The organism is Plantactinospora siamensis (assembly GCF_042434095.1).
Taxonomy (GTDB): Bacteria; Actinomycetota; Actinomycetes; order Mycobacteriales; family Micromonosporaceae; genus KBS50.
Window position 1 is genome coordinate 266,332 of sequence record NZ_JBHLUE010000004.1, and the last position, 14,687, is coordinate 281,018.

At 74.5% G+C, this 14,687-nt stretch carries 15 protein-coding genes; 3 read left to right on the plus strand and 12 right to left on the minus strand.

Going from position 1 to position 14,687, the window contains the following annotated elements:
• Positions 1-41: 41 nt before the first annotated feature.
• Entirely contained in the window at positions 42-1,382 is a 1,341-nt protein-coding gene (locus tag ACFFHU_RS06155) for an aminotransferase class I/II-fold pyridoxal phosphate-dependent enzyme (protein ID WP_377336594.1), read from the minus strand.
• A 39-nt stretch (positions 1,383-1,421) separates the two neighbouring features.
• On the opposite strand from ACFFHU_RS06155, the gene ACFFHU_RS06160 reads away from it, so the two are divergent.
• Positions 1,422-2,660, plus strand: coding sequence for a bifunctional pyridoxamine 5'-phosphate oxidase family protein/GNAT family N-acetyltransferase (locus ACFFHU_RS06160; RefSeq protein WP_377336595.1), 1,239 nt, complete (start codon positions 1,422-1,424; stop codon positions 2,658-2,660).
• Between the two features lie 135 nt (positions 2,661-2,795).
• Positions 2,796-3,047 carry a ubiquitin family protein gene (locus ACFFHU_RS06165; RefSeq protein ID WP_377336597.1) on the plus strand — a complete coding sequence of 84 codons (252 nt, stop codon included), beginning with the start codon at positions 2,796-2,798 and terminating at the stop codon, positions 3,045-3,047.
• 79 nt (positions 3,048-3,126) lie between these two features.
• Here the strand turns inward: ACFFHU_RS06165 and ACFFHU_RS06170 are convergent, their stop codons facing one another.
• The 3 genes from ACFFHU_RS06170 to ACFFHU_RS06180 are packed head-to-tail and all read right to left on the minus strand — an operon-like array spanning position 3,127 to position 6,448.
• Positions 3,127-4,017 (minus strand): sporulation protein, encoded by an 891-nt coding sequence (locus tag ACFFHU_RS06170; RefSeq protein WP_377336599.1) that lies wholly within the window; start codon positions 4,015-4,017, stop codon positions 3,127-3,129.
• An 11-nt stretch (positions 4,018-4,028) separates the two neighbouring features.
• The gene (locus ACFFHU_RS06175; RefSeq protein ID WP_377336601.1) at positions 4,029-5,093 is read right to left on the minus strand and encodes a hemolysin family protein; all 1,065 of its coding nucleotides are present in this window, start codon (positions 5,091-5,093) and stop codon (positions 4,029-4,031) included.
• A complete protein-coding gene (locus tag ACFFHU_RS06180; RefSeq protein ID WP_377336604.1) occupies positions 5,090-6,448 on the minus strand; it encodes a hemolysin family protein in 1,359 nt (452 codons plus the stop codon). Before ACFFHU_RS06180 ends, ACFFHU_RS06175 begins: the two co-directional genes overlap by 4 nt.
• 287 nt (positions 6,449-6,735) lie before the next feature.
• Here ACFFHU_RS06180 and ACFFHU_RS06185 point away from each other — a divergent pair, with 287 nt between their 5' ends.
• On the plus strand, positions 6,736-7,176 hold the full coding sequence (locus ACFFHU_RS06185) for a hypothetical protein (protein ID WP_377336606.1): 441 nt from the start codon (positions 6,736-6,738) through the stop codon (positions 7,174-7,176).
• 38 nt (positions 7,177-7,214) lie between these two features.
• Here the strand turns inward: ACFFHU_RS06185 and mnhG are convergent, their stop codons facing one another.
• The 8 genes from mnhG to ACFFHU_RS06225 all read right to left on the minus strand — a co-directional run bounded on the left by mnhG (position 7,215) and on the right by ACFFHU_RS06225 (position 14,686).
• Positions 7,215-7,568: a monovalent cation/H(+) antiporter subunit G gene (gene mnhG, locus ACFFHU_RS06190; RefSeq protein ID WP_377336607.1), complete on the minus strand. Its 354-nt coding sequence runs from the start codon at positions 7,566-7,568 to the stop codon at positions 7,215-7,217.
• Positions 7,565-7,825 (minus strand): MrpF/PhaF family protein, encoded by a 261-nt coding sequence (locus tag ACFFHU_RS06195; RefSeq protein WP_377336609.1) that lies wholly within the window; start codon positions 7,823-7,825, stop codon positions 7,565-7,567. Before ACFFHU_RS06195 ends, mnhG begins: the two co-directional genes overlap by 4 nt.
• On the minus strand, positions 7,822-8,403 hold the full coding sequence (locus ACFFHU_RS06200) for a Na+/H+ antiporter subunit E (RefSeq protein ID WP_377336611.1): 582 nt from the start codon (positions 8,401-8,403) through the stop codon (positions 7,822-7,824). The genes ACFFHU_RS06195 and ACFFHU_RS06200 overlap by 4 nt, the downstream gene beginning before the upstream one ends.
• Complete coding sequence (locus tag ACFFHU_RS06205; RefSeq protein ID WP_377336613.1) at positions 8,400-10,034, minus strand: Na+/H+ antiporter subunit D; 1,635 nt, start codon at positions 10,032-10,034, stop codon at positions 8,400-8,402. Before ACFFHU_RS06205 ends, ACFFHU_RS06200 begins: the two co-directional genes overlap by 4 nt.
• Complete coding sequence (locus ACFFHU_RS06210; protein ID WP_377336615.1) at positions 10,031-10,522, minus strand: Na(+)/H(+) antiporter subunit C; 492 nt, start codon at positions 10,520-10,522, stop codon at positions 10,031-10,033. Before ACFFHU_RS06210 ends, ACFFHU_RS06205 begins: the two co-directional genes overlap by 4 nt.
• A complete protein-coding gene (locus ACFFHU_RS06215; RefSeq protein WP_377336617.1) occupies positions 10,519-13,350 on the minus strand; it encodes a Na+/H+ antiporter subunit A in 2,832 nt (943 codons plus the stop codon). The genes ACFFHU_RS06210 and ACFFHU_RS06215 overlap by 4 nt, the downstream gene beginning before the upstream one ends.
• 449 nt (positions 13,351-13,799) lie before the next feature.
• Positions 13,800-14,234, minus strand: a complete 435-nt coding sequence (locus tag ACFFHU_RS06220; protein ID WP_377336619.1) for a hypothetical protein — start codon at positions 14,232-14,234, stop codon at positions 13,800-13,802.
• A 149-nt stretch (positions 14,235-14,383) separates the two neighbouring features.
• Positions 14,384-14,686 (minus strand): hypothetical protein, encoded by a 303-nt coding sequence (locus tag ACFFHU_RS06225; protein WP_377337255.1) that lies wholly within the window; start codon positions 14,684-14,686, stop codon positions 14,384-14,386.
• Between the last annotated feature and the right edge of the window lies 1 nt (position 14,687).

The following is a 14,687-nucleotide window of genomic DNA, read 5'->3' on the forward strand; positions in this document are numbered from 1 at the left end:
CCGGGGAGCGGCGGCCCGATCAGCCCGCGGAGCGCGACGGGTCAGACCGAGTAGCCGGCGTCGACCGCCGGCGCCACTGCCGCGGCCACGGCGTCGGCCAGCGCCGGCACGTCGGGCTCGTCCAGCGGGCTGATCGTGATCCGCACGGCCGGCGGGGCCGCGATCCGGTAGAGCGATCCGGGCGCCACGGCGTAGCCGGCGTCGCGCAGCACGGTGACCGCCCGGGTCTCGTCCGGCACCGGCACCCACACGTTGATCCCGGTGCGGCCGTGCGCCGGGACGCCGCGCGCGGCGAGCGCCGCCACCAGCGCCCCGCGCCGGCGGTCGTAGCTGGCCGCGGCCGAACCGATCAGCTCGCCGGTCGCCGGGTCGGACCAGAGCCGCAGCACCAGCCGTTGCAGCACCGTGGACACCCAGCCGGCGCCCAGCCGCAGCCGGCCGCCGAGCCGGGCCAGCGTGACCTCGTCGCCGGTCACCACCGCGAGCCGCAGGTCCGGACCGTACGGCTTGCTCATCGACCGCACGAAGGCCCAGCGGTCGGCGGCGCGGGCCAGGCTGTGCGGCGGGACCGTGGCCAGCTCGGCCGCGTGGTCGTCCTCGATCAGCAGCACGTCCGGGCGACCGGCCAGGGCCGTCCGGAGCCGCCGGGCGCGACCGGCCGAGACCGCCGCGCCGGTCGGATTGTGCGCCCGGCTGGTTATCACCACGGCCCGGACGCCCAGGTCGAGCGCCGCGCGGAGGCCGTCCTCGGTCGGCCCGTCGTCGTCCACCGGTACGCCGACCGGCCGCAGCCCGAGCGCGGCCACGAGATCGAGCAGGTTGGCCCAGCCGGGGTCCTCCACCGCCACCGCGTCGCCGGGTCGCAGCTGGACGGTGAGCAGCCGTTCGATGGCGTCGAGGGCGCCGCTGGTGAGCACGATCCCGCCCGCCGGGACCCCGTCGGCGGTCAGCCGCCGCCGGGCCGCGGCGGCCAGCTCGGGGAGGACGCCGGCCGCGCCGTAACCCACCGGCGCTCCGCCGGCCGCGGCCACCGCGGCCAGGTGCGGACCGGGGGCGGGCAGCAGCCGGGCGTCCGGATCGCCGACCGACAGGTCGCGCAACCCCGGGGGTACGGGAGCCCGCGCCACCGACCGCGCGCCGATCACGGCCGGGCGGGCGCGGACCCGGGTGCCGTTCCGGCCGGCGGTCTCGACCAGGCCACGCTCGCGCAGCCCCTGATAGGCCTTTGCCACCGTGGCCGGGCTGACCGACAACTCGCCGGCCAGGGAGCGGACCGCCGGGAGCACCGCCCCCGGCGGCAGCGCGCCGGTGCGGATGCCGGTTTCGACGCTCGCAGAAATCGCCCGCGCGCTGCCCCCAGCGATCTGATAACGTACTGCCACAGTTCCAGTATCGTACTAGAACAAAGCGGGGAGTGCCAGATGTACGCGACGACGAGCCGGACCACCGCCACCCGCGACCGCGGCCGGATGGACTACGGCCGGCCCACCGTGCACGCGGTGCTGGACGAGGCATACCACTGCACCCTCGGGTTCGTCGTGGACGGCGAGCCCCGGCTGCTGCCCACGCTGCACGTACGGATCGACGACACGCTCTACCTGCACGGCTCGACCGGGAGCCGGCCGCTGCTCGCCGCCCGCGGGCCGGACGGGCTGCCCGTCTGCGTGGCCGTCACCCACCTGGACGGCCTGGTCCTGGCCCGCTCCCAGTTCCATCACAGCGCCAACTACCGCTCGGTGGTGGCGCACGGCACCGCGCGGCTGGTCACCGACGAGGCCACCAAGCGGCAGGTGCTGGCCGCCCTGGTGGACAAGCTGGGCCGGGGCCGGTCCGCCGACACCCGGCCGCCGACCCGGCGGGAGCTGGCCGAGACGGCCGTGCTGGCGTTGCCGCTGCGCGAGGTGTCGGCCAAGGCCCGCTCGGGCGGCGTGCTGGAGGACGAGGCCGATCTCGACCTGCCGCACTGGGCCGGCGTGCTGCCGCTGCGCACGGTGGCCGGCCCACCGGAGCCGGACGCGGGGGTGACCGTGCCGCTGCCGAGCTACCTCCGGCCGTCCCGGTCGGTCTGGCTGACCGCCGAGCCGATGCAGGGGCAGCACGTCATCCTCGAACCGCTCGAACTCCGGCACGCCGAGGACCTGTTCCACGCGCTCGACGACCCGGACGTCTGGCGATACATCGGCAGCCCGCAGCCGCGGGACGTCGACGGCATGGCCGACTACATCCGGTCCGCCCTGGCCGCCGCCGAGCGTGGCGTCCGGGTGCCCTGGGCGCAGCGCTGCGCGGCCACCGGCGCGGTGGTGGGCACCACGTCCTACCACGAGCCGAGCGAGGCCGACCGGTCGCTGGAGATCGGCTACACCCAGCTTGGCCGTCGATGGTGGCGGACGGGCATCAACACGGAGGCCAAGCTGCTGCTGCTCACCCGCGCGTTCGAGGTGCTGGACGCGATCCGGGTGACCTGGCAGACCAATGTGCACAACGAGCGGTCCCGGCGGGCCATCGAGCGACTCGGCGCGACCCGCGAGGGCACCCTGCGGGCCAACCGGCGCCGGGCGGACGGCACCTGGCGGGACTCCGCGCTCTATTCCATGGTGGCCGACGACTGGCCGGAGGCCCGGGATCGGCTGCGCAGCAGGTTGTTGTCGCCCACGCGGTGAGCCGACCCGATCAGGGATCGGGAAACCGACTAAAACCGCAGGTCAAGCCGGCGCGCATCGAGCTGGTGTGCTCGATAGCCGTCGATCTACAATCACACCACTAAATTGACGGGCAAAGGGAGGCTGACCGTGGCCGTGACCGTCAGGATTCCGCACAACTTCGCCCACCTGGCTCAGGGTAAGGAGTCCATCGGAATCGAGGCGAACACCGTGGACGAGGTCCTGTCCAAGCTCACCACGCTCTTCCCGCCGCTTGCGCGGCTGGTCACCGCCTACCAGCACGGTGACTACACCCTCAGCCTCAACGGCGACACGGTGCACAGCAAGAGCGAAAGACTCTGGGATGGAGACCGGCTGGAATTCCAGAAGCACTACTGGGCCGGTTGAGTCGGCACGTCGGACCGACCCGCCGCAGCGCGCCCGCGATCCGCACCGGCGTCGTCCACCACCGCCGCGACGGCGCCGATCAGCCGGCCGTGGCGCCCGGGTCGCCGCCCTGTTCCTGCGGGTCTGGCCGGCGGCTCACCTGCGGCGACTCGGTCAGGTGTGGATGCGCCCGGAACTGGGACGCGGCCGCGGCGTGCCGATCGATCGCCCGGCGCAGCCAACCGTCCAGCACCTTCGACCAGTCCGTCCGGTCGGCGCCGACGTGGTTCACCCGGAACCGGCTGATGCTCGTATGGCCGCCGCCGGACAGCGCGAGCCGGCGGTCCAGCCAGAGGATCGCCTCCACCCCGTACGCGTCGGTCACGAGCGTCACCTCCAGCTCGTTCATCGGCCCCGCGTACATCGGCGCCGCCCAGTAGCCGATGACCTGATGGAATCCGAAGGCCTGGCGCACACCGGGCAAGCGACCCGCCCGCAGCGCCGCCTGGCGCAGCTCGAACCCGAGCTCGGCGAGCGTGTCGAGGATGCCGGCCTGGGCCGGCAGCGCGTGCACGAACAGCGGCCGCAGCTCGTCCGCGGCCACGGCCGGGCCCAGCGGCGCCCGGACCGGTTCCGAGCCCATCGGCACCTCGGTGCGCAGACCCATCCGCAGGCCCAGCGGCGCCTTGTCTGCCACCACGGTCAGCGGGGTCTCCCAGGGCACGGGCAGCGCGAACGGCACCACCCGGCGCTCCCCCGCCGCCAGCACGAACGGCCCGGCAACGGGGGCCCGGTGGAACTCCACGAGCGACTGTCCCCCGTCGGCGCCCTCGACCCGCACCACCAGGCCGAGGCGTACGCCGTCCACCCGGAGCGCCCCAAGGCTGGCGGTCAGCGTCACCCGCCCGGGCAGCCGGAGGCCGGGCCGGGTGCTCGGATTGGCCAGATCGGTCTGCACCGACAGGCCCGCATCCGCCGCCCAGCCCGGCATCGCCGAACCCCCTACCGCATCCGGCGCCCGCGTGGCACCGGATCCGTCTCGTCGTCGAACTCGCCGATGACCTCCTCCAGCAGGTCCTCCAGCGCCACGAAGCCGATCGGGCGGGCGGCGCCGCGACCGGCGGTGACCATGGCCAGCTGCGCCTGTCGGGCCCGCATGGCGGCCACCGCCTCGGTGACCGTCGCGGTGACCGGCAGGGCGAAGGGCGCGGCCATCAACCGGTCGGCCGTGGTGCGCCGGCCGGCCGTGGTGGCGCGGACCGCCTCCCGCACGTGCACCACCCCGGTCACCCGGCCCTGCCCGTCCATCACCGGCAGCCGGGACCGTCCGCTGTCCCGGGAAACCCGCTCGATCGCCTCGGCGGTGTCCCTCGGTCGGACCACCACCATCCGGTCGAGTGGTTCCATCACGTCGCGCAGGCAGGTCCCCTGCAGCTCCAGCATGCTGGTCAGCATGAGGTGCTGCTCGGCCTCGAGCAGGCCGTGTTCCCGGGACTGCTCGAGCAGCATCCGCAGCTCGCCCGGGCCGTGTACCTGGGCCAGCTGATCCTGGGGCCGCACTCGCAGCACCCGCAGCACGCTGTTGGACAGCCAGTTGAGGGCGGCCAACGCCGGCCGAGCCACCCGGGCGAACGCCCGGAACGGCAGCGCCAGCAGCAGCGCCGACCGTTCCGGATCGGTGATCGCCCACGACTTCGGGGCCATCTCGCCGACGACCAGATGTAGGAAGGTCACCACGGCCAGCGCCACCAGCAGCGCGATCAGGTGGCCGGTGCCGACCGGCAGACCCACCACGTGCAGCAGCGGGGCGAGCAGCCGCTCGATCGCCGGCTCGGCCAGGGCGCCGAGGCCCAGCGTGCACACCGTGATGCCCAGCTGCGCGCCGGCCAGCATCAGCGACAGTTCCCGGTTGCCGTGCAGCGCGGCCCGGGCCGCCCGGCTGCCGGTCGCGGCCGCCTGCTCCAGCCGGTACCGCTTGCTGGCCACCAGGGCGAACTCGGCCGCCACGAAGAAGCCGTTGAGCGCCAGCAACAGCACCGACAGCAACAGCGCCACCGGAATGCTCACGACGCCACCTCGCTGCGCTCGACGGCGCCCGGGCGCACGCGCAGGCGTACCGAATCGGCGACGTGCCGGTCGACGGCCAGCACCTCGACCTGGGCCCGGGGTGGCCGCTCGGGCTCGTCGGGCTCCGGTACGAGGTCGATCTCCAGCCGGTCGCCCACCTCGGGGATCCGGCCCAGCTCCCGCATCACGAGCCCGGACAGCGTGTCGTACTCGGGCGCCTCCGGCAGCTCGATTCCGGTGCTGTCGGCCACCTCGTCGATCCGCCACCTGGCCGGCACCACCCAGGAACCGTCGGGCTGCCGGACCGGCGACCGTTCCGGCGGATCGTCCTCGTCCCGGATCGGCCCGACCAGCTCCTCGGCGATGTCCTCCAGGGAGATCACCCCGGCGAAGCCGCCGTACTCGTCCACCACGCAGGCGAGCTGGCGGTGCCCGGCCCGCATCCGGTCCAGCACGGTGGGTAGCGGCAGGGTCTCGGGCACCAGCAGCGGCGGCACCGCCACCGCCGACACGGGGGTACGGTTCCGGTCCTGCGGCGGCACGCCGAGCACGTCGGCGATGCTCACCACGCCGATCAGATCGTCCAGGTCGCCCCCGTGCACCGGAAACCGGGAGTGCCCGGTGTCCAGCAGCTCGACCAGCCGGCTGACCGGTTCGTCGGCGCGGATGGCCTTGACGTCCACCCGCGGCACCATGGCCTCACCCGCGGTCAGCTCGCGAAAGTCGAGCCCCCGGTCCAGCAGGTCGGACATCTCGGCGTCCAGGTACCCCTCCTCGCGCGACGACGCGATGATCTGCTCGAGGTCCTCTGGGGTGGCCCCGGTGGGAAGCTCCTCCACGGGTTCGATGCCGACCCGACGCAGGAGCCGGGTTGCCGCCCCGTCGAAGAGTCGTACCAGCGGGCCGGCGGCGGTGAGGTAGAGGGTCGTCGACCGGCTCAGCGCCCGGGCCAACGCCTCGGGTCGGGCGATGGCCAGGTTCTTCGGGGCCAGCTCGCCGAGCACCATCTGGACGACGGTGGCGATCACCAGGGCGAGGACGACCGAGGCCGGCAGGCTCACCGTCTCGGGCAGACCGGCCGCCCCCAGCAGGTCGGCGAGGCCCGCGCCCAGGTACGGCTGGGCGGCGTAGCCGACGAGCAGGCCGGTCACCGTGATGCCGAGCTGCGCGCCGGAGAGCATGAAGGAGAGCCGGCCGGTCACGTCCAGCGCCCGCGCCGCGGCCACGTCGCCATCGTCGGCGAGCGTCCGCAGCCGGCCGCGGTCGGCGGCGACGTAGCCGAACTCCTGGGCGACGAAATAGCCCGTCGCCGCGGTCAACAACAGGATGAGCAGGAGGCCGAGCAGGATCAGCACGGGTACGTCAGGGCTCCCCGCGACCGGGCAGTGCTGGTGACGGTCGTGCCGGTCGCCCGTGGGGCGGAATGCCGGGTCCGACCCGGCCGGCTACAGCTGCCCTCCGGGGCAGGAGAGTCGATCATGGGGTCAAGTTTATCCAGCCTGGCTGCGAGTTCGCTGACGGTCAGCGCAAGGGACGGCTGCGACGGATGTGACAGGCCCGGCGGGCCGCCGTCCGTTTCGCCCACCGGTGCCCGGGTAACGGGCCGGTAGACGGACTCGACCTGAGGGGGTTTCCGGTGCGGATGGCAGGTGGAGACGGCCGGTCCGCGGTCCGCGGCGCGGCCCGGGGCGCGATCGGGGCGATGAGCATGTCCGGCCTGCGGCAGGCGACCACCGCCCTCGGCATGATCGGCCGGACGCCGCCGCAGTCGATACTGGAGCGTACGGCGCCCGGGTTGCTCCGGCGAGTGCCACCGGAGCGCCGCCCGGCCCTGCTGGAGGCCGTCCACTGCGCCGTGGGGGCGGCCGGCGGCCTGGCCTTCGGCGCCCTCCCCCGGCGGGTCCGCCGGATGCCGTGGGCCGGTCCGCTCTACGGCGTCCTCTTCTGGGCGGGGTTCCAGGCGCTGCTGGCGCCGGCGCTCGGCATCCACCGGGAGCACCACGGGACCGCGCCGCAACTCGCGGAACTGGCCGACCACATCCTCTACGGCACGGTGGTGGGCGTCGTCCCGGTGGAGGAGTGACCCGGGCGGCCGGCCCGCCGGCGCCGGCGGACCGGCCCCTAGCGTTCACGCGACCCGGCCGGCGGGGCGCCGAGTTCGTCGACCTCCAGCAGGTCCCGGCGCACCTTCCCGGTCCGGTACGCGGCCCGACCGATCATCTGGCCGGCCACCGGCGCCATGACCAGTTGGAACGCGGCCACCACCAGGAGCGTGCCCAGATCCGCCGGATCCCGCAGCCGCAGCCCGACGCCGGTCAGCACCAGCAGCACCCCGAGGGTCTGCGGCTTGGTCACCGCGTGGATCCGGGACAGCACGTCGGGGAAGCGCAGCAGGCCGATGGCGGCCAGCAGGCTGAACGACGCGCCGCCGACCAGGCACGCGGCCGAGAGCACGTCCAGTAGCGCGTGCGTCACGACTCCTCCCCGGCGGAGAACCGGACCACGGCCACCGAGCCGACGAACCCGAGCAGCGAGAGCACCATCAGGATCGGCAGCGTGGTGGCGTGCCGGGTGATCGCGGCCTCGGCGCCCACGGCCACCACGATCAACGACAGCAGCGCCTCGGCCGCCACGATCCGGTCGAGCATGGCCGGCCCGCGGGCCATCCGTACCAGCGTCACGAGCGCGGCCGCGGACAGCAGCAGCACCACCACGATTCCCACCACGGTCACGGCGTTCCTTCCCTTCCTGCGGCCCGTACGGCGGCCCGTTCCGCGCGCGAACCCAGCGCCCGGACCAGCCGGCCCTCCACCTCGGTGATGTGTCGGCGCTGCTTCGCCAGGTCCGCCGGCCCGCGTACGTCGAGGACGTGCACGAACAGCGTTCCGCTGCCGCGGTCGATGTCCACGATCAGCGAGCCGGGCACCAACGACAGCGCCTCGGCGGTCAGCGTGATGTTCAGGTCGGTCGGCACCCGCAGCCGCACCGCCAGGACGGCCGACCGGGGCGGACCACCCCGGCGGAGCGCGAGCAGGCTCAGCCGGAGGCTCGCGGTGACCAGGTCGGCGACGAACCACAGCGCAAAGGAGAGCACGGCCAGTGGCCGGACCCGGCCGCCGAACCGCAGCGGTGGCAGCGGATAGAGCACCAGCACGACCGCGCCGACCAGCGCCCCGCCGATGGTGTTGGCCCAGCTGAACTCGCCCCAGAACAGGCTCCAGATGACGACGAGCCCGACCAGGGCGATCAGCCGCTCCCGCCACCGACCGCGACGGCCGGTCGTGGCGCGCGCGGCAACGTCCGGGGTCACGGCGCACCTGCGGGCAGCACGGCCTCGACGTACGGTGTCCGCTGCCGCAACTCGGCGGCGGCGTCCCCGGCCACCCGGTAGAGCGGCCCGGCGATGACCGTGAAGGCCAGCCCCAGGGCGACCAGCGCGACCGTGGCGCCGAGCATGAGACCGGGCAGGCTCCGCCCCGCCGCATCGGCGCCGACCAACTCCGGCGCCGCGACGGTTGTGCCGCCGCCTCCCGGGCCGGCCGGCTCCGCGCCGCCGCCGGCCCCCGCCGGTACGGCCGGCTCCGCGCCGCCACCGACCCCCGCCGGCACGGCCGGCTCCGCGGTCGGTGCCGGACGCCAGAAGGCGAGGTTCCACACCCGGATCATCGCGTAGAGGGTGAGCAGGCTGGTGAGGCTGCCGGCCGCGACCAGGGCCCAGGGCAGCACGCCGCCCTCGGCCACGCCGGCCTGGAACAGTCCGAGCTTGCCCAGAAAACCGGAGAACGGGGGAACGCCGGCGAGGCTGAGGGCCGGCAGGCCAAGCAGCACGGCCAGTCCCGGCGCCGACCGGGCGAGCCCGCCGAGCCGTTCCAGGTCGGTGCTTCCGGCCCGCCGTTCCACCAGCCCGGCGGCCAGGAACAGGGTGGTCTGCACGGTGATGTGGTGCAGCACGTAGAAGATGGCTCCGGCCAGGCCCGCGGCCGAGGTGAGCGCCACACCGAACAGCAGGTATCCGATGTGGCTGACCAGCGTGAACGACAGCAGGCGCTTGATGTCGGTCTGCACCACCGCGCCCAGGATGCCGACCAGCATGGTCAGCAGCGCCACCATCAGCAGCAGGTCGGCTGCCCGACCGCCGGGAAAGAGCAGCGTCTCGGTCCGGATGATGGCGTACACGCCCACCTTGGTGAGCAGGCCGGCGAAGACCGCGGTGACCGGCGCGGGCGCGCTCGGGTAGCTGTCCGGCAACCAGGCCGACAGCGGGAACACGGCGGCCTTGATGCCGAACGCCAGCAGCAGCATGATCTGCAGCAACAGCCGGAGGTTGTCCGGCAGCGCGTCCAACCGGCCGGCCAGCTGGGCCAGGTTGAGGGTCCCGGTGGCCGAGTACACCAGGGCGATCGCGGACAGGAAGAGCATCGAGGACAGCAGGCTGACCACCACGTACGTGCTGCCGACCCGCAGCCGGGCCTCGGTGCCGCCCAGCATGATCAGCACGTAGCTCGCGGCCAGCAGCACCTCGAAGCCGACGAACAGGTTGAACAGGTCGCCGGCCAGGAAGGCGTTCGCCACCCCGGCCGTGAGCACCAGGTACGTCGGGTGATAGACCGCCACCGGCGCCTCGGCGTCCCCGTCGGCCAGGCCCTGGCCGACGGCGTAGCACAGCACCGCGAGGGTGACGGCCGCCGACACCACCAGCATGAGCGTGGCCAGCCGGTCGGCCACCAGCACGATGCCGACCGGCGCGGGCCAGGCGCCGATCTCGACCACCAGCGTGCCGTGCCGGGCCGTGGTCACCAGCAACGCCATGGCGACCGCCAGCGTGGCGGCCAGGACCAACACGCTGACCAGGCGCTGCAGCCGGGGCCGGCCGGCCAGCACCAGGGTGATTCCGGCGCCGAGCAGCGGCAGCATGACCGGGAGTACGACGAGCTGCCTCATCCGCCGGCACCCCGCTCCCGCGTACCGACGCTGCCGGACGTGCCGGACGACGGCCCGGCCGGCGCCGGCTCCACCTGTTCCGGGTCCGCGGCCGGGGCGTCCGGGCCGGTGTCGGGCGCCGGGGTCTCGTGCCCGCGGGCCAGCTCGACGATCCGCCGGTCCTCGGGATCGTCCTGCACCTCGTCGTCCCCGCGGACCTGCCAGTTCCGGTACGCCACGGCCAGCAGCAGGGCGGTCATCCCGAAGGTGATCACAATGGCGGTCAGCACCATGGCCTGCGGCAGCGGATCGCTCATCCGGTCCGGCTCGGTCACCCCGGCCACCGGTGCCCCACCGGGCCGCCCGCCCAGCAGGATCAGCAGGTTGATCCCGTTCCCGATGAGCACAACGCCGAGCACGATCCGGGTCAGGCTGCGTTCGAGCAGCAGCGTGACCCCCGTTCCGAACAGCACCCCGACGGCCAGTACGAGGACGAGCGCCGGCCTCATCGTTCTCCCTCCGTGCGGGTGGCCAGGGCCCGCTCAGGCCCGCCCCCGGTCTCGATCTGCCGGTCCACCTCGGCGCCGAGGCTGCGCAGGATGTCCAGCACCAGCCCCACCACGATGAGATAGACCCCGATGTCGAAGAACAGCGACGTCACCAGGTGCACGTCGCCGACCAGCGGCAGGTGCGCGTCGAACAAGGTGCTGCGCAGCGCCGCGCCCCCGGCGAACAGCGCCGCCAGGCCGGTGCCGACCGACACCACGAGACCGGCGCCGAGCAGCACGCCGGCATCCAGCGGGGCGGCCTCGTCGAGCTCGTGCCGCCCGCCCGCCAGGTAGCGCACCGCCAGCGCCAGGCCGGCCACCAGCCCGCCGGCGAACCCACCGCCCGGCGCGTTGTGCCCGCTGAACAGCAGGAAGAACGAGAAGAGCACGATCACGTGGAAGGTCAGCCGGGTGACGACCTCGAACACGATCGACCGGCGCCGGTTCACCAGCGTGCTGCCGCCGCGCAGCCAGACCGGTTCCCGGCGCCCGTGCGGTCGCGGCAGGTCGCGCCGGCCGGGCCGCCGCGTACGGGTCGGTCGTACGAAGATCAGGCTGGCCACCCCGGTGGCCACGACGACCAGCACGGAGATCTCGCCCATGGTGTCCCAGGCCCGGATGTCCACCAGGGTGACGTTGACGACGTTGCGGCCGTGCCCGGAATGCACGGCCAGCTCCGCGAAGTCCGCCGAGATCGACACGGCGCTCCGGCCCGCGGCCGCGGCCACGGCCAGGCCGGACATCACCAGCCCGACGCCCACCCCGATGCCCCGGCGCAGGCACCTGCTGCGGCGCAGCGGGCGGGCCGAGAAGGTGGCCGGCAGCCGGCGCAGCACCAGCACGAACACCACGATGGTGACGGTCTCCACCAGGAACTGGGTGAGCGCCAGGTCCGGAGCGCCGTACAGGATGAACAGCAGCGACGTGCCGTACCCGGTGACCCCGGTGAGGACCATGGCCGTGATCCGCCGGCGGGCCCGGACCGCGAGCAGCGCCGCGACCACCAGCACCGCCACGACCAGGGCCTGGGCCGGTCCGTCCCACGCGCGCACCGTGGCCGGCCATGGTCGGCCGACCAGCAGCACGGTCCCGGCGAGCACGACCAGCACCGTGAGGATGGTGCCGAGGTACTGCGGCAGCGAGCCGCGCTGGGTGGCCCCGGTGACCTCCAGGGCGAACCGGTCCAGCAGCTGCGTGGCCCGCGCGTACACCGTGCTGCCCGGCACCGGGGCGCGCAGCCGGTCCAGCACCGGGGCGAGCCGGGCCCGCAGCGCGAACAGCGCACCGCCGACGACCAGCGCCAGGACCGAGAGGCCGAGCGCCGGCGTCCAGCCCGGCCAGAGGGCCAGATGGTACGGCGTCCCGGGAAACCGGTCCGGGTACGCGGCCAACTGCCCGTCCAGCGGGCCGGCCAGCGCCCCGAGCAGCAGGCCTGCCCCGGCCAGCACGGCCGGCGGCGCCAGCAGCACCGGTCCGGGCCGGTGGACCGGGGTGGCCGGCCGACCGGGCCGGGTGCCGAAGGCACCCCAGACGAACCGGGCGCTGTAGGCCGCGGTGAGCGCGGCGCCGGCCAGCACCGCGACCAGCACCGCCGGTCGCGGCAGCAGCGCGTGCACCGCCGCCTCCTTGCCGACGAAGCCGAGCAGCGGCGGCACGCCGGCCATCGAGGCGGCCGCCAGCACGGCGCTCGTGGCCAGCAGCGGCATCCGCCGGCCGAGCCCGCTGAGCCGCTGGATGTCCCGGGTGCCGGTCGCGTGGTCGACCACCCCGGCCACCAGGAACAGCGCCGACTTGAACAGGGCGTGCGCCAGCACCATGACCAGCCCGGCCAGCGCCGCGGCCCGGCTGCCCGTGCCGAGCAGCACGACGAGCAACCCGAGCTGGCTGACCGTCCCGTACGCCAGCAGCAGCTTGAGATCGACCTGGCGCAGCGCCGCCCAGCCACCGGCCAGCATGGTGATCGCGCCGAGCCCGAACAGCACCGGATGCCACCCGGGCGCGCCGGCCAGCACGGGCGCGAGCAGCGCCACCAGGTAGACGCCGGCCTTCACCATGGCGGCGGCGTGCAGGTACGCCGACACCGGGGTGGGCGCGGCCATGGCGGACGGCAACCAGAAGCTGGTGGGGAAGATCGCCGACTTGGCGATGGCGCCGGCCAGGACCAGCAGAACGGCCGCGGTGCGCAGCCCGCCGCCCGGCAGGTCGGCCGGCACGATCTCCGACCACCGGTACGTCCCGGCGCTCTGGCCGAGCACGATGAAGCCGACCAGCATGGCGAGCCCGCCGAGGGTGGTCACCACCAGCGCCTGGGCGGCGGCCCGCCGGGTCGCCCGCTTCCCCGGGTTGTGCCCGATCAGCAGGTAGGACAGCACGCTGGTGAGCTCCCAGCACACGTAGAGCAGCAGCAGGCTGTCGGCCATCACCAGCGCCGTCATGGCACCCGCGAACCCCACGAAGGTGCCGGCGAACCGGCCGAGGTTCGCCTCGTCCGCCGGGAAGTACCGGGCGCAGTACACCAGGACCAGCGCGCCGACGCCGCCGATCACGAGCAGCATCAGCCAGGACAGGGTGCCGACCCGCAGGGCCACGTCCAGGCCGAGCCGCGGGATCCAGCCGTACGTCTCGATCAGCGCGCCGCCGTCGCGGACCGTGCCGGTCTGCGCGGCCGCCCACCCGAGCACCGCGGCCGGCGCCACCGCCAGCACGGCACACGCCGTGCGTCCCCACCGGCGGACCAGGACCGGTGCGGTCAGGGCGGCGGCGAGGTGCAGGATCAGCAGGACGAGCATGCGGGCTCCGTTCGGGCGCGCCCTCATCGGGGCGTCGGCTACGTGGAATCACACGGCAGTCCGCGCGGCGGCGGACGCCAATCGGGAAACCCGAACCTGTCGGCTCCCGTCGATCATGGACGTGGGGCCGGTCAGGCCCGATTGATGGCCCTGGCCAGCCGGCGCACCCGCGTGACCGACCGGATGATCGGCGACGGACCGGCCGCGGGAACGGCCGTGGCGACTGAATGCGCGGTTGACGGACCGGCTGCCCGGGTGAGCCGGGCCGGGGGTGCGTCAGACCGGCGCAGGCCCGGGTGCGTCAGACCGACGCAGACCCGAGTGCGTCAGAACGGCGCAGGCAAGGGGTGGGTCAGGCCGGCGCAGGTCGGCGGCGCGTGGGGCCCGGGCAGGCCGCCGCCTCGTTGGACCGGCGGCGCTTGGGGGCCGGGACGGGCCGGCGGCGGGGGTCAGGCGGGCGGGGCGCGGGGGCTGGCGCCGGAGACCGACCGGGAGGCCGGAATGTGCCCCGCGGACGCTGCGGAACGGGACACCAGGGAATCCGCCGCCACCGCCGGCGAGACCGGCGGTGGGACGACCGCCACATCGCCGGCCCCGGGGTGCGACGGGCCGCGGCCGGGCGCGCGCCAGCGGACCGGCACCGACCAGCCGGCGCCTTGGTCGAGTCGTTGACCCGGACCGGCGTACCGGTCCATGCGGGCCACGTGCGGCGTGGCGGCGATGGCGGGAGTGATGACGGCCACCGACGCGGGCGCCCCGGCGATGGGTCCCGGCGGCGTGGCCACCGACGCCGCGCCGTGTACGGCGGTGCCGGCGAGCACGAGCAGAACGAGCAGCCCGAACACGCGACGGAGGGCCTGCCTCAGCGGCGTGTCGGCGCGCATCGAGCCCCCTCCCGGCGTCGGAGCGGTAACTGTAACCGCCCACTGCGGTCGTTACCGAATCCTCGGGCGGATCTCCCAGCACGTGGGAGGCCCGCCCCGACCCTCGCCTTCCCGCCCCTCGGGTCGACCGGATAGGCGGACGGCCGGGGTCAGCCGGCGCGCCGGACCGGGGGATCCAGCAGGTCGGGCCGGCCCAGCAGCCGGGCGGTCTCCTCGACGAACACGGCCGCGGCCGTCAGCGAGCGGGCCGAAGCGAGCGGCCGGGATCGGGGGCCACGGACGAAGCGATGGACGGCGACCCGGACCCGGGCACGGTCCGCCGCGCTCGCCTCGGCGGTCAGCGTGACCAGCTGGCGCAGGCAGCCGGCCAACCGCTCGGCGAGAGCCAGATCGGACCCGGTCAGCACCGACCCGAGCTCGGCCACGTGATGATCCACCATCCGGATGAGCATG

Coding starts and splice junctions, on each gene's coding strand:
- ACFFHU_RS06160 (WP_377336595.1), top strand. CDS start 1,422: ATGTACGCGACGACGAGCCGGACCACCGCCACCCGCGACCGCGGCCGG.
- ACFFHU_RS06170 (WP_377336599.1), bottom strand. CDS start 4,017: ATGCCGGGCTGGGCGGCGGATGCGGGCCTGTCGGTGCAGACCGATCTG.
- ACFFHU_RS06185 (WP_377336606.1), top strand. CDS start 6,736: ATGGCAGGTGGAGACGGCCGGTCCGCGGTCCGCGGCGCGGCCCGGGGC.
- ACFFHU_RS06205 (WP_377336613.1), bottom strand. CDS start 10,034: ATGAGGCAGCTCGTCGTACTCCCGGTCATGCTGCCGCTGCTCGGCGCC.
- ACFFHU_RS06210 (WP_377336615.1), bottom strand. CDS start 10,522: ATGAGGCCGGCGCTCGTCCTCGTACTGGCCGTCGGGGTGCTGTTCGGA.
- ACFFHU_RS06215 (WP_377336617.1), bottom strand. CDS start 13,350: ATGCTCGTCCTGCTGATCCTGCACCTCGCCGCCGCCCTGACCGCACCG.
- ACFFHU_RS06220 (WP_377336619.1), bottom strand. CDS start 14,234: ATGCGCGCCGACACGCCGCTGAGGCAGGCCCTCCGTCGCGTGTTCGGG.
- ACFFHU_RS06225 (WP_377337255.1), bottom strand. CDS start 14,686: ATGCTCATCCGGATGGTGGATCATCACGTGGCCGAGCTCGGGTCGGTG.